General features: G+C 65.4%; 17 protein-coding genes. 15 read left to right on the top strand and 2 right to left on the bottom strand.

The features are described from left to right. Positions 1–47 precede the first annotated feature (47 nt). The 4 genes from ACWGQ2_RS15330 to ACWGQ2_RS15315 all read left to right on the top strand — a co-directional run bounded on the left by ACWGQ2_RS15330 (position 48) and on the right by ACWGQ2_RS15315 (position 5,818). On the top strand, positions 48–1,622 hold the full coding sequence (locus ACWGQ2_RS15330) for an AbgT family transporter (RefSeq protein WP_452018761.1): 1,575 nt from the start codon (positions 48–50) through the stop codon (positions 1,620–1,622). 38 nt (positions 1,623–1,660) lie between these two features. Next, a complete protein-coding gene (locus ACWGQ2_RS15325) occupies positions 1,661–2,617 on the top strand; it encodes an ATP-grasp domain-containing protein (RefSeq protein ID WP_452018759.1) in 957 nt (318 codons plus the stop codon). 95 nt (positions 2,618–2,712) lie between these two features. After that, complete coding sequence (locus tag ACWGQ2_RS15320; RefSeq protein WP_452018758.1) at positions 2,713–4,401, top strand: long-chain-fatty-acid--CoA ligase; 1,689 nt, start codon at positions 2,713–2,715, stop codon at positions 4,399–4,401. 160 nt (positions 4,402–4,561) lie between these two features. Next, positions 4,562–5,818 carry a YsnF/AvaK domain-containing protein gene (locus ACWGQ2_RS15315; protein ID WP_452018756.1) on the top strand — a complete coding sequence of 419 codons (1,257 nt, stop codon included), beginning with the start codon at positions 4,562–4,564 and terminating at the stop codon, positions 5,816–5,818. A gap of 131 nt (positions 5,819–5,949) precedes the next feature. Here ACWGQ2_RS15315 and ACWGQ2_RS15310 read toward each other — a convergent pair whose 3' ends face one another. Further along, positions 5,950–6,663 (bottom strand): GntR family transcriptional regulator, encoded by a 714-nt coding sequence (locus ACWGQ2_RS15310; RefSeq protein WP_452018754.1) that lies wholly within the window; start codon positions 6,661–6,663, stop codon positions 5,950–5,952. Positions 6,664–6,765: 102 nt separating this feature from the next. On the opposite strand from ACWGQ2_RS15310, the gene ACWGQ2_RS15305 reads away from it, so the two are divergent. From ACWGQ2_RS15305 to ACWGQ2_RS15260, 10 genes are all read left to right on the top strand, one after another. Further along, positions 6,766–8,097, top strand: coding sequence for an ABC transporter substrate-binding protein (locus ACWGQ2_RS15305; RefSeq protein WP_452018752.1), 1,332 nt, complete (start codon positions 6,766–6,768; stop codon positions 8,095–8,097). 69 nt (positions 8,098–8,166) lie between these two features. Beyond that, positions 8,167–9,126, top strand: a complete 960-nt coding sequence (locus tag ACWGQ2_RS15300; protein ID WP_452018750.1) for a carbohydrate ABC transporter permease — start codon at positions 8,167–8,169, stop codon at positions 9,124–9,126. Positions 9,127–9,129: 3 nt separating this feature from the next. Next, positions 9,130–10,050 (top strand): carbohydrate ABC transporter permease, encoded by a 921-nt coding sequence (locus ACWGQ2_RS15295; protein ID WP_452018748.1) that lies wholly within the window; start codon positions 9,130–9,132, stop codon positions 10,048–10,050. A gap of 2 nt (positions 10,051–10,052) precedes the next feature. Next, positions 10,053–10,997 carry a glycosyl hydrolase family 32 gene (locus tag ACWGQ2_RS15290; protein WP_452018746.1) on the top strand — a complete coding sequence of 315 codons (945 nt, stop codon included), beginning with the start codon at positions 10,053–10,055 and terminating at the stop codon, positions 10,995–10,997. 169 nt (positions 10,998–11,166) lie between these two features. Next, on the top strand, positions 11,167–11,682 hold the full coding sequence (locus tag ACWGQ2_RS15285) for a DUF805 domain-containing protein (protein WP_452018744.1): 516 nt from the start codon (positions 11,167–11,169) through the stop codon (positions 11,680–11,682). Positions 11,683–11,765: 83 nt separating this feature from the next. Next, a complete protein-coding gene (locus tag ACWGQ2_RS15280) occupies positions 11,766–15,242 on the top strand; it encodes a bifunctional proline dehydrogenase/L-glutamate gamma-semialdehyde dehydrogenase (RefSeq protein WP_452018742.1) in 3,477 nt (1,158 codons plus the stop codon). A 2-nt stretch (positions 15,243–15,244) separates the two neighbouring features. Further along, positions 15,245–16,054 carry an SDR family oxidoreductase gene (locus ACWGQ2_RS15275; protein ID WP_452018740.1) on the top strand — a complete coding sequence of 270 codons (810 nt, stop codon included), beginning with the start codon at positions 15,245–15,247 and terminating at the stop codon, positions 16,052–16,054. Positions 16,055–16,338: 284 nt separating this feature from the next. After that, positions 16,339–16,599: a hypothetical protein gene (locus tag ACWGQ2_RS15270; protein WP_452018738.1), complete on the top strand. Its 261-nt coding sequence runs from the start codon at positions 16,339–16,341 to the stop codon at positions 16,597–16,599. A gap of 124 nt (positions 16,600–16,723) precedes the next feature. Next, positions 16,724–17,770, top strand: a complete 1,047-nt coding sequence (locus ACWGQ2_RS15265) for a 3-hydroxyisobutyryl-CoA hydrolase (RefSeq protein ID WP_452018736.1) — start codon at positions 16,724–16,726, stop codon at positions 17,768–17,770. A 59-nt stretch (positions 17,771–17,829) separates the two neighbouring features. After that, positions 17,830–18,585, top strand: coding sequence for an SDR family NAD(P)-dependent oxidoreductase (locus tag ACWGQ2_RS15260; protein ID WP_452018734.1), 756 nt, complete (start codon positions 17,830–17,832; stop codon positions 18,583–18,585). A gap of 36 nt (positions 18,586–18,621) precedes the next feature. Here ACWGQ2_RS15260 and ACWGQ2_RS15255 read toward each other — a convergent pair whose 3' ends face one another. Then, on the bottom strand, positions 18,622–18,861 hold the full coding sequence (locus ACWGQ2_RS15255) for a hypothetical protein (protein WP_452018732.1): 240 nt from the start codon (positions 18,859–18,861) through the stop codon (positions 18,622–18,624). A 122-nt stretch (positions 18,862–18,983) separates the two neighbouring features. Between ACWGQ2_RS15255 and ACWGQ2_RS15250 the strand changes: the two genes are divergently transcribed. Then, complete coding sequence (locus ACWGQ2_RS15250) at positions 18,984–19,313, top strand: DUF6221 family protein (protein WP_152225807.1); 330 nt, start codon at positions 18,984–18,986, stop codon at positions 19,311–19,313. The last annotated feature ends 16 nt before the right edge of the window (positions 19,314–19,329 follow it).

The raw sequence follows: 19,329 nt of genomic DNA, 5'->3' as shown, positions 1-19,329 counted from the left end.
CGCACCACAACCCCGCCTTAGGAACCCGCACTACCGAAGGACGCCCCATGAACGCTGCCCCCGCCGCCGTCCGCTCCTCAGTGACCGACAGGCTGCTGGCCGGCGTGGAACGGGTCGGCAACCGGCTGCCCGATCCGTTCATTCTTTTCCTGCTGCTCTTCGGAATCGTGGCGGTAGCTTCCACGGCCATGGCTTGGGCCAACGTCAGTGTCACCGTTCCCGGCAGCGATGAAGCGACCCGCATCCGCGGACTCTTCACCGCGGAGGGGATGAGCTGGCTGACCACCACGCTGGGGGAGAACTACCTTGGTTTCCCGCCGCTGGCCACGGTGCTGCCGATCCTGCTTGCGGTGGGCGTTGCGGAAAAGTCCGGGCTGCTCGCGGCCATGATCCGCCGGGCCTTCGGTGCCGCCCCGCGCTGGGCGCTGCCTTACGCCGTCGGGCTGGTGGGCGTGGCCGGGTCCATCATGGCGGACGCTGCCTTCGTGGTGATTCCGCCGCTGGCCGCGCTGGTGTTCAAGGCTGCCGGGCGGCATCCGGTGGCCGGGCTGCTGGGCGGCTTCGCCGCGGCCGGGGCCGGCTATTCAACCTCCATGCTGGTCACCTCCCTGGACGCCCTGTTCGCCGGCATTACGACGGCGGTGACCGGTTCGCTGCCCAACCCCGGCGCGCCGGTCAATCCGCTGTCCAACTACTTCTTCAACGTGGCTTCCTCAGCAGTGCTGATCCTCGCCGCCGGTTTCCTGATTGACAAGGTCCTGGAACCGCGGCTGGTGAAGCAGGCCGTGCCGCGCAGCCAGTCAGAGGACCCCGACGAGGCAGGCAGTGAGGCCGATCAGGCGCTGGACCCGAACCTGACGGCGGTGGAGCGGCGCGGACTGCGCAGGTCACTGGTGCTGGGTGCCGTCGTCGCGGGGATCATTGCCGCGGCGGCGCTGGTGCCCAACTCGCCCTGGCGCAACGAGGATGGCGGGTTCCTGCCCTCGTCTCCGCTGCTCTCCTCGATCGTTTTCATCGTCTTCGTGATGTTCGTGATTCCGGGCCTGGTGTACGGACGGATTACCGGGACCATGCCCCATGCCAGGGACATTCCCCGGGTGATGGGCCAGTCCATCAAGGAGATGAGCGGGTTCCTGGTCCTGGCTTTTGTGCTGGGCCAGTTCATTGCGCTGTTCAACTGGTCCGGAATCGGCAACTGGATTGCCGTCGCGGGCGCCTCCGGACTGGAATCCATCGGCCTCACCGGTTACCCGGCCATCCTGGCCTTTATAGTCCTGGCCTCGCTGCTCAACCTGTTCATCATTTCCGGTTCAGCCATGTGGACCCTTATGGCCGCAGTGTTTGTGCCCATGTTCGCGCTGCTGGGATACGAACCGGCCTTTGTGCAGGCGGCATTCCGGGTGGGCGACTCCGCCACCCAGGTGCTGACCCCGCTGAACCCGTACATGATTGTGCTGCTGACCATGCTGCGCCGGTATGAACCCTCGGCCGGGCTGGGAACGGTCATCTCACGCATGCTTCCCTTCACGGTGGTTTTCTGGATCGCGTGGGTAGCGGTGCTGTCCGTCTTTTATGTCTTTAACCTCCCCCTCGGTCCGGGCAACGGGATCTTCATCCAGTAGGCTTCCCTCACGCTCCAATGCTGTTGAAAGGTCCCACCATGGCACTGCCCGTATACGCCCTGCACGAGAATCCCGATTGGTTCCCGCCCTTCGCCAAAGCCTTTGAAGCCGAGGGCGTGCAGGTTTACGAGTGGCTGCTCACGGACGGCGTGCTGGACCTGGACGCAGCGCCCCCGGAGGGAATCTTCTGGTCCCGGATCAGCGCCTCCTCCCACACCCGCGGGCACGGTCTTTCCAAGGACTACGCCCGGGCAGTCCTGGCCTGGTTGGAAGCCCACGGCCGGCGCACCGTCAACGGCCGGCGGGTGCTGGAACTTGAAATGAGCAAGGTAGACCAGCTCACGGCCCTGCGGGCAGCAGGCATCGAGACGCCCCGCACCGTCGCGGCGATTGGACGCGGCCAGATTCTGGCCGCTGCCAAGGAATTCCCGGTGCCGTTTATCCTCAAGCACAACCAGGGCGGCAAAGGCCTGGGCGTACGCAAGTTCGAATCCCACGGTGAGCTGGCCGACTACGTCGCATCGGACGAGTTCGAGGAGCCGCAGGACGGCATCACCCTGGTGCAGGAATTCATCCAGGCCGCCGACCCCTCCATCAGCAGGGTCGAACTCGTAGGCGGGAAATTCGTCTACGCCATTCGTGCGGACACAGCCCGCGGCGGCTTCCAGCTCTGCCCTGCGGACGCCTGCGCCATTGACCCCGCAACCGGCACGCCCATTATGCCGCCGGGGGCATCCATCGCACCGGACCCGGACACCCAGCTCTTCAGCCTGCGGGAGGGCTTCGAGCACCCCATCATCAGCCAGTACGAGGAATTCGCACGCCGGATGAACCTGGAGGTCTGCGGCATCGAGTTCATCGAAGCGGCCGACGGCCGGGTACTGACCTATGACGTGAACACCAATACGAACTACAACGCAGCAGTCGACGCCGCTGCTCCGGTCTCCGCCCCGCGGCAGCTGGCGCGGTACCTGGGAGGGCTGGCAGCCGGTTAGCGGGCCCGGCAAGACGGGGGAGTTCCCGGTGCTTTCCCCACCTATGCGGTGACTGGAATATAGTCGAAAAGTACCGAAACTAAGGAGCTCCTTCCATGACCGCTGCCCAGGAACCGCTGTGGGTAAAGCACTACCAGCCCGGTGTGCCGGCAGAAATTGAACTGCCCACCGAATCCCTGACCTCCATGGTCGAAGACGCCGTGGCACGGTTCGGGCCCAAGGTGGCGCTGGAGTTCTTCGGTGCTGAAACCACGTACACGCAGCTCGGCGACCAGATCAACCGGGCCGCCGAAGGGCTGCGGAAACTGGGCGTCAAGAAGGGGCACAGGGTGGCCATCATCCTGCCCAACTGCCCGCAGTACCTCATCGCCTTCTACGCGGTGCTGCGACTGGGCGGCGTCGTCGTAGGCCACAACCCGCTCTACACCGAGCGCGAGCTGCGCCATCAGTTCGAAAACCACGGCGCCCAGGTAGCCATCGTCTGGGACAAGGCTGTGGAAAAGATCCAGGACTTCCCGGACGACCTCGCCGTGCCTTCCATCATTTCCGTGGACATCACCAAGGCCATGCCCCGCCTGAAGCGGATTGGCCTGCGTCTGCCGATCCCCTCGATCCGCCGCACCCGGGCAGGGCTGACCACCAAGACCGAGCACACGATCCCCTGGGAAAAGCTGCTCGCCAACGACCCGATCGACCCGCTGCACCCGAAACCCGCCGTAGGTGACCTCGCAGCCCTGCAGTACACCTCCGGCACCACCGGCGTGCCCAAGGGCGCCATGCTCACCCACTACAACCTGCGCTCGAACGCACTGCAGGGCCAGGCCTGGATGCACGGCGCCAAGGAAGGCGAGGAAGTCATCTACGGCGTGCTGCCGATGTTCCACGCCTTTGGGCTGACGCTCTACCTGACGTTTGCCATGCTCACGGGCTCACGCCTGGTGCTCTTCCCGAAGTTCGACGTCGATTTGGTGCTGGACGCTGCGAAGAAGTCCAAGCCCACCGTGTTCTGTGCCGTGCCGCCCATCTACGAGAAGGTGGCCATCGAATCCAAGAAGCGCGGAATCGACATTTCCACCATCCGTTTCGCGATTTCCGGTGCCATGACCCTTTCACCCCAGACGGTCGAAATCTGGGAGGAAGTCTCCGGCGGGCTGCTGGTGGAAGGCTACGGGCTGACTGAATCCTCCCCCGTGGCTCTGGGCAACCCGTTCGCGGAAACCCGCCGAAACGGGACAATCGGCGTGCCGTTCCCCAGCACCCGGATGCGGGTCGCTGATCCGGACGATCTCACCCGCGACGTTCCGCAGGGCGAGCCGGGCGAGCTGCTGATCAGCGGACCGCAGGTGTTCGCCGGTTACTGGAACAACCCGGAGGAAACCGAAGAGATCCTGACCCCGGACGGCTGGCTTCGCACCGGGGATATCGTCACCGTTGACGAAGACGGTTTCGTGAAGGTCGTGGACCGGCGCAAGGAACTGATCATTACCGGCGGCTTCAACGTCTCTCCGTCCGAGGTGGAGGAAGTTCTCCGCAGCAACCAGGGCGTTGCCGACGTCGCGGTGGTGGGACTGCCCCGCGGTGCCGGCGGCGAGCAGGTGGTTGCCGCCGTCGTTATGCAGCCTGACACTGAACTTGATGAGCAGGCCCTGCGGGCGTTCTGCCGGGAACGGCTGACACCGTACAAGGTGCCCCGGCGGATCGTCGCGATCGAGGAACTCCCCAAGTCCATGCTGGGCAAGGTGCTGCGCAAGCAGGTCCGCGAGTCGCTGCAGGATTCGCTTTAGCCTCCTCATTCCCACAGGCTCCGCGTCGTTTTCCCATGCCGGAGCCGTGTTTACCGCTCCTTTGGGCCCATCTTCGGGCGTACCCGGTTTCCTATTGACGCGCCTGCACACAGGCAGTGGAATAATAAGTAGGCTTGGCAATTCAGGCCCGGCCGGAGAAATGGCCATAGGAGCCGGAATCGGCGCCGGTGACGGTGCCGCCCCGGGCGGTCACCCGCCCGGCACGGTGATTCAGGCGCTGCGGGCGGAAGCGGCTGGATCGGATCCCGGCTCGAGAATCGTGATCGCTGTGCCGGACCCCCGGCGCAGATTCGCTGCCGAAGGAGAAAACACGATGATCAGCAACGAGCAAGTCGAAGGACTCATGGCCGCTTCGGGGAACGTACTGGGTCCCAACGGCGACAAAATCGGATCCGTGGGAACGTTCTACCTCGATGACCAGACCAACGAACCGGCCTGGGTCACGGTGAACACGGGCCTGTTCGGAACCAGTGAGACGTTTGTCCCGCTCAGTGAGGCCAGCGTTGAGGGCATCGATGTGCTGGTGCCCTACTCCAAGGATGAGGTCAAGAACGCCCCGCAGATTGCCAGCGACGGCTCCATCAGTGCCGAGGAAGAAGTCACGCTCTACCGCTACTACGGCTTCACCTACGACGACGGGACTTCCGACGCCGATTCCCTGAACGCTGATGCCGGCACGGATACCATCATCGAATCCGACACGGAGACCATTTCAGATACTGACCGGGGGCGCAGCGGGCTGATTGACGATACGCAGTCCGGATCGGGATCCGGTTCAGGCTCCGGCATGGGCTCGGGGTCAGGGTCCGGAATGGGCTCCGGCTCCGGCACGGGAACAGGCACTGGCCAGTCGGGTACCACCGGCCTTTCCGACTCCTCCGGTTCCCGCTCCGGCATTGATGACGCCATGACGCGGTCGGAGGAGCGGCTCGACGTAGGCACCGAACGCCATGAGACAGGCCGGGCCAGGCTGCGCAAGTACACGGTGACGGACACTGTCACCACGCAGGTGCCGGTCAGTCATGAAGAAGTGGTGATCGAGCGGGAGCCGATCACGGACGCCAACCGTGACGCTGCCATGAGCGGACCGGAGATGCGTGAGGACGAATACGAAGTCACGCTCCACGCCGAGGAACCCGTCGTGCAGAAGCACACCGAACCGGTGGAGCGTGTGCGGCTGGATACCGAAACCGTCACCGGGTCCGAAACCGTTTCCGGAGACGTGCGCAAGGAGAAAATCGACACCGAAGTGGAGGATGCCTCCGGACGCACCATGTCCGCTGGGTCTGAAGGAGGCACGGGATCGGAACATGGCTCGGGTCGCCATGAGTCCGGGCACCACAGCTCAGGCCACGACGATTCGGGCTCCGGCTCAGGATCAGGCGGCTCGCGCTGAGCGCCGGGGCCTTCCCCAGCTGAGAGATAAACGGAACCCCGCAGCCTTCGGGTGGCGGGGTTCCGCTGTGTCCAAGGTGCCCGTTTCGGCAGTCAGGCTCCGCGGGCCGGCCCCCTTGAATGACCGGATGGTCAATCCCGGTGGCGCCGGGCCTGAAAGCGGAACCGGTCTCCCCGGAACGCCGAACAGGTCCATTCCGCCGGCTGCTCGCCGGCGAGGCCCAGTCGGTGGATGACCAGCAGCGGAAAGCCCATTTCAAGGCCGAGCAGACGGACCTCATCCGGCCCGGCGAGCCGTGTCTGCACGGTGTCCTCCGCGTCAGTGATCCGCACGCCGTAGCTTTCCTGCAGTGCGGCGTACAGGGAGCCGGTGCGGTCCAGTGCCTCGGCCAGGTCCGGCAGCTCTCCCGGAAGCAGCGCAGTCTCGTGGGCCAGTGGCTCCTCGTTGATGAACCGGATTCGCTCTACCCGTGTCAGCGCAGTACCCGGTTCCACCTGGAGCTGCTGCGCAGCCTCACCCTCCGCAGGGACGGTGGAGATGCCGAGCAGACGGCTGGAGCTGCGCAGTCCCTGCGCTGCGGCATCCTCCGAGAAGGACGTCAGCTGGCGTACGTAGGTGGGCCGGTTGTGTGCCACGAACGTTCCATGACCTTGGATCCTGTCCAGCACACCCTCGGCAACAAGCTCGGCGATCGCCTGCCGCACGGTAGTCCGGGACGTACCGTATTCGGCTGCCAGCGCCCGCTCGGTGGGGAGAAGAGTGCCCGGTTCCCCCTGAGCGGCGAGTGCACGCAGCTGCTCCTTGAGTACGTAGTACTTCGGGGCGGGATGGGATTGTGACGTCACGGCTTCAGCATAGCGATTGACTCTGAAATTGGTCTAGGCCAAACTGAACGACATTGACAGCCCACTTGCTTCTGGCATGGGGAACCTACGGGAAGGGCGGAAATGCGTTCAATGAGGAAGACCCGGCTGCGCGCCGGATCGATGGGGGCCGCCGGCGTGGCGCTGGCACTGGTGCTGACAGCATGCGGCGGCAGCGGCGACGCCGGCAATGAAGCCGACGGCACGCTCGAAGTCTGGGCCCACTCCGGCCAGGCGTCCGAAGCCGAAGCGCTGCAGGACCTGGTGGATCAGTTCAACGATGCCAATGAGGACATCACGGTTGAACTGACGCTGGTGCCCGAAGCTGACTACACCAGCACGATTCAGGCCACCAAGGCCGAGGACCTGCCGGACATCATGGAAATGGACGCCCCCACCATGGCCTCCTTCGTCTATGACCGCAAGCTGGTCCCGCTCGAGGGGATCGTCTCCGAAGAGGTCCTGGACAACAGGATCGGCGGTGTGAAGGAAAGCGGCACCTACAACGGCGAGACCTACGCCGTTGGCATGTTCGACGTCGGCCTTGGGCTCTGGGGCAACGCCTCCCTGCTCGAGGCAGCCGGCCTCGAAGCACCGGCAACGGCCGAGGACGCCTGGACCGTCGAGGAATTCCGGGCCAACCTGGCAAAGCTCGCCGAAGTCAGCCCGTCCGGCAACGCCATCGATCTGGGCGAGGCGAATTCCTTCGCCGCTGAGTGGGGCCTGTTCACCACCAGTCCGAACCTGTGGTCCGCCGGCGGAACGCTGATGAAGGACGGCAAGGCGGAGGGTGTCCTCAACTCCGCGGAGAACGTCGACGCTCTGACCGAATGGTCTTCGTGGAAGGAATACACCGACCCGAATACCAGCGGTACGGCCTTCCAGGAGGGACAGGTCGCCCTGACCTGGACCGGCAACTGGATGTACCCGGGCTTTAGCGAGGCACTGGGTGAGGACCTGGTCCTGATGCCCCTGCCCGACTTCGGCAACGGCACCAAGGCCGGCCACGGTTCCTGGCAGTGGGGCGCCACGCCTGCTGCCGAAGGCAATGAGGAAGCTGCCGGTGCCTTCCTGGACTTCCTGATGTCGGATGAATCAATCACCACGATGACCGCCGCCAACGCCGCGATCCCGGGCAGCACCTCAGCCCTGGAAACCAGCGAACTTTACGGCGAAAGCAAGCCGCTTGCCCTGTTCGCAGACAACCTTGCCGCCGCCTGCGGTTCCGAGGACGTCACCGCCGAGTGCATCGCCGTCGCCCGTCCCCTAACTCCGGGTTACCCGACGGTGACGAGCTCCGTGGGCAGTGCCCTGCTCGCCATCTGGGGCGGCGCGGATGTGAAGGAAGAGCTGGACAAGGCCGCCCGCGCGATCGACTCCGACTTCACCGACAACAACGGCTACGAAGACGAATAATCCCGTCTGCGGCGGGGCCGGGTACAGCATGTGCCCGGCCCCGCGGCGATCGGGATGGAGGAACCCGCCATGACCACCACGTCACTGCTGCCGCCCAGGAGCGGTAAGCCGCCGGCACCTGCACGCCCGGCCAGACGCCGCGGCGCCGCCGGGCCCGCCATGGCTGCACCGGCCATGCTGCTGCTCATCCTGTTCGTGGCGGTGCCCTTCGTGGCCGCCATCGGATTCTCGCTGTACAACGTCCGGCTGGGGGATCCGCGAGACCCCAGCTTTATGGGGCTCACCCAGTACGCCCGGATCCTGACGGATCCGGATGTTTCCGCGCAGTTCCTCAGTTCCCTGGGGCACAACCTGATCTTCGCCGTGATCGTGGTTCCAGTACAGACCGCCCTGGCCCTGGCTCTGGCGATGCTGGTCAAGCGGGCACTGCCGGGTATGGCAGTTTTCCGTGCGGTGTACTTTCTTCCGGTGATCTTTCCGATGGCACTGGTGGCCATCATCTGGCGGCTGATCCTGGCCCGCGGCGACCAGGGCCTGCTCAACGCCACCCTTGACTTCTTCTCCGGTGGAAACTTTGGTGCCCAGGACTGGCTCGGCTCGGAACTGACAGCCCTGGGCTCAGTGATTGTGCTGTCAATCTGGCAGGGCTGCGGCTTCCAGATGGTCATCCTCCTGGCGGCCCTGCAACAGGTTCCCGGTGAGCTGTACGAGGCCGCTGAGCTGGACCGGGCCAATGGCTGGCAGCGGCTGCTGCACGTAACCCTGCCCGGCATCCGCACCACGCTCGTCTTCGTGGCGCTCTACACGACCATCCTCTCGCTGCGTGTCTTCGACCAGATCTACGTCCTGGCCAAATCAGGCGGCGGGCTCAATGAGGACGCCACGCGAACCGTTATGTACCAGGCCGTTACCTCAGCCTTCGACCAGAACAACATTGGCCGGGCCAGCGCCATCTCGGTGGTCTTTTTCATCCTGGTGCTGATCCTGTCCCTGATCCAGCGCAGGCTCACGCGCGAACGGGAGGCCTAGGCAATGGCAACCACAATCCAAAACAGCGGACCGCGGAGCAGCGCCGTCCGTGGCGGGGCTCCCGCTGCACCCAGGCTGCGCCGAAGCAGCCCGCGGCACCGCGCCGGAATCACCGCGCACTACGTTGCGCTGGTCACCACCAGCCTGGTGTTTTTGGCGCCGGTGGCCTACATGGTCGCCGCGTCCTTCGCGCCGGCGTCGGACACCCTGGCCGGTTTCAAGGTCTTCGATGTCACCCAGTGGGGACTGCACAACTACTCGGGCGTCACGTCCAGCCTGTCATCGGACAGCACCGGGCATCTCTGGCGGTTCTTCCTGGTTTCCTTCACGGTGACAGTCGCCGTCGTCGGCCTGGGGCTGGTGGTCAACTCGATGGCCGCGTTCGCGCTCTCCAGGCTGGAGTGGAAGGGGCGGGGGATTGCCCTGCTGGGCATCCTGATGCTGCTCATCGTGCCTTTCGAAGCCGTCGCCGTTCCGATGTTCTACCTGTACAACGATGCGCGGAACACCCTCTGGATCCAGATCGTCCCGTTCATCGGCAACGCGCTCTCGATCTTCCTGTTCTACTCTTTCTTCTCCGGCATCCCGCGCAGCATCGACGAGGCGGCCCGCCTGGACGGTGCCGGACCCTGGCGGATCTTCGCGCAGATCATCGCGCCCATGAGCAAGCCCGTGTACGCATCGGTGGCCATCCTGACCTTCCTGACCCAATGGGGCGCCTTCCTGTGGCCGGTGCTGATGGTTTCCGAACCGAACCTCCGCCCGCTGCCGCTGCAGATCAGCGTGTTCGCCGGCCAGCTGCCACCGGCCTGGGGGCAGGTCATGGCCTTTGGCGTGCTGCTGGTGCTGCCCGTACTGGTTGTGTTCCTGGTCTTCCAGCGCTGGTTCATTGAGGGCGTCGCCTCCTCCGCCGTGAAGGGATAAGAATGGTTTTCAAACTCAACGATCACTGGGCCTGGGACAGCTGGCTGGCTGACGACGGCGAGCAGTACCACCTGTTCTTCCTGCGGGCCTCCCGTGCCCTGCAGGATCCGCAGCGGCGGCATTACCGCGCGTCGATCGGCCATGCTGTGTCGAAGGATCTGGAGGACTGGTCCCTCCTGCCGGACGCGCTGGTAGCCGCGGACGCGCCAGCCTGGGATGACCTCGCCACCTGGACAGGCTGCACCGTGCAGGGGTCGGACGGACGCTGGCACCTCTTCTACACGGGTGTCAGCCGGGCAGAGGACGGGCTGCAGCAGCGCATCGGCAAAGCGGTCTCGGATGACCTGGTCACCTGGACCCGCTGTGACCGCCCGCCGCTGGAAGCGGACCCGCGCTGGTACGAGAAGCTGGGGGAGGGGACCTGGCCGGATGAGGCCTGGCGGGATCCGTTCGTGTTCTGGGACGAGGACACGGTCCTGTGGCACATGCTGGTAACTGCCCGCTCCAATGAAGGTGATCCGGCCGGCCGTGCAGTAGTGGGCCACGCCGTCAGCACTGATCTTGAGGACTGGGAAGTGCGTCCGCCCCTGTCTGCGCCCGCCGGCTTCGGTGAGATGGAAGTCATTCAGTCACGGATGGTGGACGGGCAGCCGGTCCTGATCTTCTCCTGCCTGCCCGAATTCGCCCCCGGCGTCGATGCGCCGCGGGTTCCCACGGGCACCTGGATCGCGCCCGGCGGGTCCCTGCTGGGTCCCTGGAAACTCGAGGAAAGCGCCGAGTTCTACCTCGAGGGCGTCTACGCGGCGCAGCTGGTGCAGAAGCGCGACGGCGAATGGGTGCTTTTCGGATTCCAAAACGGCGGTTTCACCGGCGAAATTGCCGGTCCGACGCCGCTGAAGGAACTCACCGGGGGTGCGCCGCTGTTCGGCGCTGCCGGCCGGGGATAAGCCGTTGGAGGCGGGCCCGGCCAGCAAAGCCCATGCGTCCGCATGAACCAGCCGCTGACGTGCGCAAACGAGCTCGACGGCGGCGTGATCGTGGGCTACTATCCCTTCGATCGCCTAATTAGTAAGCGACCTTCATTTTTGTTCGTAATGTCCACAGGGGGAAACCGAAATGTCACAGCACTCTGCACAAAACCCGTATGCTCCGGCCCAGCCCGGCACACCCGACCTGTCCCAGCCGCTGTACGGCGCCGGCCTCGGCGACGCAGTAAAGCGTTTCTTCAAGAAGTACGCCACGTTCTCCGGCCGTGCGAGCCGCAGCGAATACTGGTGGTGGATGCTGGTGAACTTCGTAGTCATCACCGTTCTGAGCAGCTGGACCGGTATCGCCGCGGCCGGCAGCGTGGATCCCTCCACGGGTGCACTGTCCAGCCCCGGCTTTATGGTCCCCTACGTTCTGCTGATGATCTGGTCCCTGGCCATCCTGGTTCCCGGTCTCGCGCTGATCGTGCGCCGACTCCATGACGGCGGTTTCAACGGCTGGTTCATCCTGCTGGGGCTCATCCCGTTCCTTGGCGGCCTCATCATCCTGGTCTTCTCGCTGATGCCGAGCAAGCCTGAAGGCGCCCGGTTCGATGCCGGAGCCCAGCAGCACGGAGCGTACCCGCAGGCTCCGCACCAGTCGTAGCCGACGCAGGGTCCAGGGAGCATATCCGCAGGTGAAACGGGTAGCCCCTTCCCGTTCGGAGCAAAGACTCCAATACTGGGAGCATGACCCACACCACATCGCCACACCCCGGCAATGATGCCCCGTACAGCTCCGATTCCGAAACCGCCGACCTCGCGGAGGAATCTATCCGGCTGGTTCGATCCTGGCTCGCAGAGGCGTCCACTCTCGAAGTGGACGCCTCTGCTGCGCAACTGGCCGGAATCCTCAAAGACCCCGGAGGACTTGCCTTTACCGTCGGCTTCGTAGACGGAGTGATCCGGCCCGAGGACCTGCAGGTCGCCGCACGGAACCTCGCCCAGCTCGCGCCCCGGGTTCCGGGTTTCCTGCCCTGGTATCTGAAAGCTGCCGTCCGTGCGGGCGGAGTGCTTGGACAGGCCGCTCCTGCAGTAGTGGTCCCTGCTGCGCGCAGGGCACTGCGCAGCATGGTGGGCCACCTGATTATTGATGCCTCAGAGCAACGGCTCGGCCGGTCCATCCAGCGTCTGCGCCGCGACGGCATCCGGCTGAACATGAACCTGCTCGGCGAGGCAGTGCTGGGCCGCCGGGAAGCCGAACGGCGGCTGGACGGAACCCGCCGGCTGCTCGAACGTGCCGACGTCGACTACGTCAGCATCAAGGTTTCCTCCACCGTGGCACCCCACGCACCCTGGGCCTTCGACGAAGCCGTCCTGGACGTCACCGAAACCCTCGCACCGCTGTACCGGCTCGCCGCCGAATCCCCCATGTCCAAGTTCATCAACCTGGACATGGAGGAATACAAGGACCTTGAGCTGACCATGGCAGTGTTCATGGAGCTGCTCTCCCGTCCCGAATTCCACCACCTTGAGGCCGGGCTGGTGCTGCAGGCCTACCTGCCTGACGCGCTGGCAGCGATGCAGCGGCTGCAGGATTTCGCCGCCGCCCGCCGCGCCGCAGGCGGTGCTCCCATCAAGGTGCGCTTGGTTAAGGGCGCCAACCTTCCCATGGAACAGGTGGAAGCCTCGCTGCACGGCTGGCCGCTGGCCACCTGGGGATCAAAACTCGAAACAGATGCCAATTACAAGCGCGTGCTGGACTACTCACTGCATCCGGGACGGATCCGCAACGTCCGCATCGGCGTCGCCGGCCACAACCTCTTCGACATTGCCTACGCCTGGCTGCTCGCCGGGACCCGCGGAGTCCGGGACGGGATCGATGTGGAGATGCTGCTCGGCATGGCCGCAGCGCAGGCCGAGGTGGTTCGGAAGGAAGTAGGTTCGCTGCTGCTCTATACGCCGGTGGTGCACCCACAGGAGTTCGACGTCGCGATCGCCTACCTGGTGCGGCGCCTCGAAGAAGGCGCCAGCAGCGAGAACTTTATGTCCGCAGTCTTTGACCTGGCGGACCAGGAACAGCTCTTTGAACGAGAGAAACAGCGGTTCCTGGCTTCCCTGGCAGCAGCAGACAGCAACGTCCCCGCACCGCGGCGGCAGCAGGACCGCACCCGCCCGCCGGAACCGGCGCCGGAGGACTTCGCCAACACTCCGGACACGGACCCCTCCCTGCCCGCCAACCGGCGCTGGGGACGTGACATCCTGTCCCGCGTGCCCGGATCGGATTTGGGTCTGGAGCTCCTGGCCGCGTCACGGATCGAAACTGAAGAACAGCTCGAAGAGCTCATTTCCGGCGCCGCGGCAGCGTCCGAACACTGGGCAGCGCTGGGCGGTGCCGGCCGGGCGGACATCCTGCACCGGGCCGGGGACATTCTCGAAGCCCGCCGCGCGCAGCTGCTGGAAGTCATGGCAGCCGAGGCAGGCAAGACCCTGGACCAGGGTGATCCGGAAGTGTCCGAAGCGATTGACTTCGCCCGCTACTACGCTGAGCGGGCGCGGGAACTGGACAGCATCGACGGCGCAGAATTCCACCCGGCCCGGCTCACGCTGGTAACCCCGCCGTGGAACTTTCCCGTTGCCATTCCGGCCGGTTCCACCCTCGCTGCACTCGCTGCTGGTGCGGCCGTGGTGCTCAAGCCGGCGGGACCGGCGTCGCGGTGCGGCGCGGTGCTGGCCGAAGCGCTTTGGGAAGCCGGGGTGCCCCGCGACGTCCTGCGGTTTGTGCAGCTGGGCGAGTCCGAGCTCGGCCGCCAGCTCATCTCCCACCCTCAGGTGGACCGGGTCATCCTGACCGGGGCCTATGAAACGGCTGAACTGTTCCGGTCTTTCCGGCCGGAGCTGGAACTGCTGGCGGAAACCTCCGGCAAAAACGCCATTGTGGTAACCCCCAGCGCCGACTTTGACCTGGCCGCAAGGGACGTGGCGGCATCGGCTTTTGGTCACGCCGGGCAGAAATGTTCCGCCGCCTCACTGGTGATCCTGGTGGGCTCCGCGGCCGAATCCCGCCGCTTCCACCACCAGCTTCTGGACGCCGTGCAGTCCCTGGTGGTGGGGAAGCCGGAAGATCCGCGGACGCAGATGGGGTCGGTCATTGAACCTGCGTCCGGCAAATTGCTCCGCGGGCTAACCGAGCTGGGTCCGGGGGAGACCTGGGTGCTTCAGCCTCAAAAGCTCGACGCCGAGGGTCGGGTCTGGTCCCCTGGCATCCGGGCCGGGGTGCAGCCCGGCTCCGAATTCCATCTGACCGAATACTTTGGCCCCGTCCTGGGTGTGATGCGCGCCGAAACGCTCCAAGACGCAGTCCGGCTGCAGAACCAGGTGGAGTACGGGCTCACCGCCGGACTGCACTCGCTGGACCCGGAAGAGATCCACTACTGGACCGGGACCGTTGAGGCCGGCAACCTCTACGTGAACCGGGGAATCACCGGAGCCATCGTCCGCCGCCAGCCATTCGGCGGCTGGAAGAAATCCTCCGTAGGTCCCGGGACCAAGGCCGGCGGGCCCAACTACCTGCTGGGGCTGGGGAACTGGAGCACTGCCCCCTCAAACGCAGCTGCCGCTCCGGCAGAGAAACCCGCTGCCCTGCTGGAGCAGGTTCGGAATACGTCCGTCCTGTCCCGCGAAGACCTGCAGTTCCTGGACCGGTCTGCTTCCTCAGATGCTGCCGCCTGGGCCCGTGAATACGGGCTGACCAAAGACGTCTCCGAACTCAGCGCGGAACGGAATCTGTTCCGTTACCTCCCGGTTCCCGTCCACATCCGGCTGGCGGAAGCGGAGCCGCAGCCGTCCGTGCTGCGCGTCCTGTCCGCGGCGCTGACCGCCGGATCCCCGGTCACGGTGTCTGTGCCGGAGGCGCTTTCACCCGGTATCACCGCCGCCCTGGCAGCCTTCTCCTGTTCCGTCAGCGTGGAGAACGACGCCGAGTGGCTCTCCCGGCTGGCGGCTCTGGAAATACCTCCGTCCCGGATCCGTTTGCTGGGCGGAGACCGGAGCACACTAGCAGCAGCCCTGGGCGGCCGGCCGGACTGTGCCGTGTACGCCCAGCCGGTTACCGAATCCGGCCGGGTGGAACTGCTGCCGTTCCTGCATGAGCAGGCCATCAGCATCACCGCCCACCGCTTCGGAACCCCCAGCCCCATTGCCGACACTGAACCCGGAAGGCCGTAAGAATGGATAGTCCGCTGCCGCTGGCAGGACGCACCGCCGTCGTAACCGGCGTGAGCCGCCGCCAGGGCATCGGCTATGCCGTGGCATCCAGGCTCGCCCGCATGGGGGCAAGCCTGTTCACCGCCCATTACCGGCCGCACGACCTCGACCAGCCCTGGGGCGGGGACTCGATTCCCGCCGTTGCCGACGGCCTGCGGGAACAGCTCAGCGACGGCGCCGTACTGGCCCACCGCAGCATTGACCTTTCGGAGGCGGGTGCCGCCGAGGAGTTGATTCGGGAGGCCTCTGCCGAACTGGGGCACCTGGACATCCTGATCTGCAACCATGCCCGCAGCGGCGGCGACGGTCCGCTGGCGGAGATGACCCCGGAGAAGCTCGATGCTCATTGGCAGGTCAACACGCGTTCCACGCTGCTGGCCACAAGGGAGTTCGCCGCCCGGCATGACGGCAGGCCCGGAGGACGGGTTATCTGGATGACTTCGGGGCAGATCAACGGCGGGGTCATGGACTCGGAGATTGCCTACGCCACCTCAAAGGCGGCCCTGGCGGGCATCACCCCGTCCGTGGCGGCTGACCTGGCACGTCACGGAATCCTCCTGAACACCGTCAACCCGGGACCGGTCAATACGGGCTACCTGAACCTGGACACCGCCGACCGGCCCCCGGAAGTCATCGCCGAGGTCCTGGCACATTTCCCCGCAGGCCGGTTTGGCGAACCGGATGATCCGGCCCGGCTCATCGCCTGGCTGGTCAGCGACGAGGGACGGTGGATGGTGGGGCAGGTCCTGAGCAGCGACGGAGGGTTTCGCTAATACGTTTTGAATTTGCCCTTCTCAACGCGGGCCAGGCTTGTTAGGGTCCTGCTCATGGACATGCTCATTTTCGAGTAGCGAACTGCGCCCGGCCGGGATCCCCGGCTGGATCGTTACGGCGCAAACCGCTCTACGCAGACCCACACAAACCGCTTGTCGAGGCCAATGGCCTTGCGCGTCCTTCCGTCTGCAGCTCGAAAACCCGCCGGTGGCGTACAGCCCCGGTGTGCCCGGAAGGGCTTCGCCCTGGCCCAGCCAAGCCAGAGATGAACTGGAGCTAAACCATGACCGAACCTACAAACAACCCGTCACCGAATCCCGTCGATCCGGCGGGCCTGATTCGTCCGCCGTCTGAGGAAGCGGAGCTGCAGGTCAACATCGCCCCCGCAGCCGCCCGCCGGCTCAGCGAGGAAGGGCTGCAGCGCCTCGCGGCAGCCCGGCAGCAGGAAGTCGGCCTGCCCGGCTGGCAAAGCCTGGGCAAAGGCAGCAAGCCCAGCCATGCCAACGGCAGGCAGGGCCGGCGCGAACGCAAGGTCCGCTGGTAAGCAGGGATCACTGGATAAACCATGAAACCGCCGGCCGCAGGCAGCACCGCCCGCAGCCGGCGGCTTCATGTTTCGGAACGGCGCGGAGTTGGGCCGGGCGGAAAAACTTGGGATGCTAGCGGGCATGAATTCTTCGTCTGCCCCTTCATCGGTCCGCACCTCCCCGTATGCCACGGAGGAGCTCCAAGCGTGGGCATCGGGAACTCTCGGTACCATCCGGCTGAACCGTCCGCAGGCCCTTAACGCCATGACGCTGGACATGGTCCGGGCCATGGACCGTGTCCTGCAGGACTGGGAGACGGATGACGACGTTCAGGCCGTGGTGCTCTACGGCGCCGGGGAACGCGGCCTGTGTGCAGGCGGAGACATCAGGGCCATTGCCTCGGGCACGGACGCCCAGGCCATGGAATTCTGGACCGCTGAATATGCTTTGAATGCTCGCGTTGCAGCGTTTCCCAAACCGTATGTGGCAGTGATGGACGGCGTTGTGATGGGCGGCGGCGTCGGCGTTTCCGGGCATGCCGGGATCCGGATTGCCACCGAGCGGACCAAAGCTGCGATGCCGGAAGTGCGCATCGGCTTCAGTCCCGACTGCGCGGGCTCCCTGTTGCTGGCCCGGGCGCCCGGCGAACTTGGCACACATCTGGCCCTGACCGCCGGAACGATGACCGGGCCTGACGCCGTGCTGTGCGGGTTTGCGGATCTCTACATCCCCTCAGAATCCCTGCCGGCCCTGCTGGCGGCACTTGAATCAGCGGGGAATGATGCCGCAGAGGTCGCAGCGAAGTTTGCCCTCGAGCTTCCGGCAGCGCCGCTGGCTGCTGAGCAGGACTGGATCGATGAGTGCTACACCGGCGGCAACGTTGCTGACATTCTGGCGAACCTGGACGGGCACCCGGCCCCGGCTGCCCGCGACGCAGCACGGACTATCCGCGGCATGGCGCCGTTCTCCGTTTCCGTGGCCCTCGCCGCGGTCCGGGCCGCCGCCGCCGAACCGGATCTGGCCAAGGTACTGCAGCGGGACCTGATGATGGCCGAGAGAATGATCGGCCGCCCCGACTTCCGTGAAGGTGTGCGTGCCCGCCTGCTGGACCGGGACCAGCCGCAGTGGAATCCTGCGCGGCTTGACGACGTTGATCCCCGGGACGTGACCTGGACTCTGGCCCTCTGATCTGAGCGGTGCCAGAATGGGCGCACTTCGGCCCCATCTTTTCAGACAAGGACACCGGTATGCTGCTCAACGGCAGGAACGCGGTTATCTACGGCGGCGGCGGATCGATTGGCGGGGCGGCGGCGCGTGCCTTCGCCAGGGAAGGTGCCCGTGTTTTCCTCGCCGGACGGCATCCGGAACCGCTGCAGGAGGTTGCAGCGGACATCCGGGCGGGCGGCGGACTTGTTGAAACCGCGGTCCTGGATGCACTGAACCAGGAAGCGGTCAATGCGCACGCCGACGACGTCGCGGAGTCGGCGGGCAGCCTGGACATCTCCCTGAACGTCATTCAGCACGGGGACGTGCAGGGCACACCCATGGCTGCCATGTACCTGGAGGACTATCTGCGGCCGGTATCCACAGCCGTGCAGACAACGTTCATTACGGCCCAGGCTGCTGCACGGCACATGATGGAGCAGAAGTCCGGGGTGATCCTGGCCTTCGGAGGCTCCGGAACCGAGGACCGCGGACAGTATCTGGGCGGCCTGGTCACCGCGCTGGAAACCATTGAATCGATGCGGCGCCAGCTGGCCATTGAGCTGGGCCCGTACGGCATCCGGGTGGTGACACTGCGCTCCGGCGGCGTACCGGAATCACTGCCGCAGGACATGGAAGGCCGGGAGGAAATTGCCGGGGCCATTGCCTCAGCGACGCTGCTGAACCGGGCCGCCACGCTTCAGGACGTCGGCAACGCCGCCGTGTTCGCGGCCTCGGACATGGCCGCAAGCATCACCGGCGCCACAATCAACATCAGCGCCGGAGCGCTGATTGAGTAGGCAGCCTTACTCCCCGGGCGGGGCGGCGGGATGCCGTCAGCGGCGGGTCCGCCAGATGGAGAAGTCCTCGGTGCTCACTGCGGTGTGCATGCCGGACTCCTCATCGTTGAGCCACAGGGTCGCGAGTCCGGGTGCCGTGTCGCGCACCTCGCCGCGGTAATAGACATTCTCACCACTGCGGGCTTCGACGTAGTCTCCGCGCCGAATTGAACTGATGTTCCGGACGCGGCGGGCAGGGGCAGCGGAACGGGACGGGGATGCGCATGCTGAGGGCAAACTGAACTCCTGTGATATTCGGAAGGGGACCTAGTTATGTCAACCGGACAAGTACCCGGAAATATTCCCGGAACGCTCACGGACTCCTGACGCAGGCACTCTCCGGCGCGTAAAGTCTGGGCATGGACATCGTGGATTTCCTGCTGACGCGCTTTCACGAAGACGCCGCGGAGTCACGCAAACTGCTGGGCGGTTCCGAGATCTCACTCTCTGACCGCTGGTATGAGGAGCGGCTCCTGCGCGAATGCGAGGCGAAGCTGATGCTGATCGACATCATTGGCGGTGCCCGACGCAACGCCCTCTCCCGCATGCTCCAGGACGCAGAGGCAGACAGCCGAAGCTATGCGGATGAACTGGAATGGACCACGCTGGCGCTCGCCGCCCTCGCTGCTCCGTATGCGGAGCACGTGGACTACCAGGACGTCTGGCGGCTGGTGGAAAAACGGCCCTGACGTCCAGCACCGCGGT

The organism is Arthrobacter sp. NPDC055585 (genome assembly GCF_053619115.1).
This window is presented reverse-complemented; position numbering and strand designations above follow the sequence as displayed.

Bases quoted from the DNA above. Each gene is read 5' to 3' on its own strand.
- ACWGQ2_RS15330 (WP_452018761.1), top strand. From the start codon at position 48: ATGAACGCTGCCCCCGCCGCCGTCCGCTCCTCAGTGACCGACAGGCTG.
- ACWGQ2_RS15325 (WP_452018759.1), top strand. From the start codon at position 1,661: ATGGCACTGCCCGTATACGCCCTGCACGAGAATCCCGATTGGTTCCCG.
- ACWGQ2_RS15320 (WP_452018758.1), top strand. From the start codon at position 2,713: ATGACCGCTGCCCAGGAACCGCTGTGGGTAAAGCACTACCAGCCCGGT.
- ACWGQ2_RS15315 (WP_452018756.1), top strand. From the start codon at position 4,562: ATGGCCATAGGAGCCGGAATCGGCGCCGGTGACGGTGCCGCCCCGGGC.
- ACWGQ2_RS15305 (WP_452018752.1), top strand. From the start codon at position 6,766: ATGCGTTCAATGAGGAAGACCCGGCTGCGCGCCGGATCGATGGGGGCC.
- ACWGQ2_RS15300 (WP_452018750.1), top strand. From the start codon at position 8,167: ATGACCACCACGTCACTGCTGCCGCCCAGGAGCGGTAAGCCGCCGGCA.
- ACWGQ2_RS15295 (WP_452018748.1), top strand. From the start codon at position 9,130: ATGGCAACCACAATCCAAAACAGCGGACCGCGGAGCAGCGCCGTCCGT.
- ACWGQ2_RS15290 (WP_452018746.1), top strand. From the start codon at position 10,053: ATGGTTTTCAAACTCAACGATCACTGGGCCTGGGACAGCTGGCTGGCT.
- ACWGQ2_RS15285 (WP_452018744.1), top strand. From the start codon at position 11,167: ATGTCACAGCACTCTGCACAAAACCCGTATGCTCCGGCCCAGCCCGGC.
- ACWGQ2_RS15280 (WP_452018742.1), top strand. From the start codon at position 11,766: ATGACCCACACCACATCGCCACACCCCGGCAATGATGCCCCGTACAGC.
- ACWGQ2_RS15275 (WP_452018740.1), top strand. From the start codon at position 15,245: ATGGATAGTCCGCTGCCGCTGGCAGGACGCACCGCCGTCGTAACCGGC.
- ACWGQ2_RS15270 (WP_452018738.1), top strand. From the start codon at position 16,339: ATGACCGAACCTACAAACAACCCGTCACCGAATCCCGTCGATCCGGCG.
- ACWGQ2_RS15265 (WP_452018736.1), top strand. From the start codon at position 16,724: ATGAATTCTTCGTCTGCCCCTTCATCGGTCCGCACCTCCCCGTATGCC.
- ACWGQ2_RS15260 (WP_452018734.1), top strand. From the start codon at position 17,830: ATGCTGCTCAACGGCAGGAACGCGGTTATCTACGGCGGCGGCGGATCG.
- ACWGQ2_RS15250 (WP_152225807.1), top strand. From the start codon at position 18,984: ATGGACATCGTGGATTTCCTGCTGACGCGCTTTCACGAAGACGCCGCG.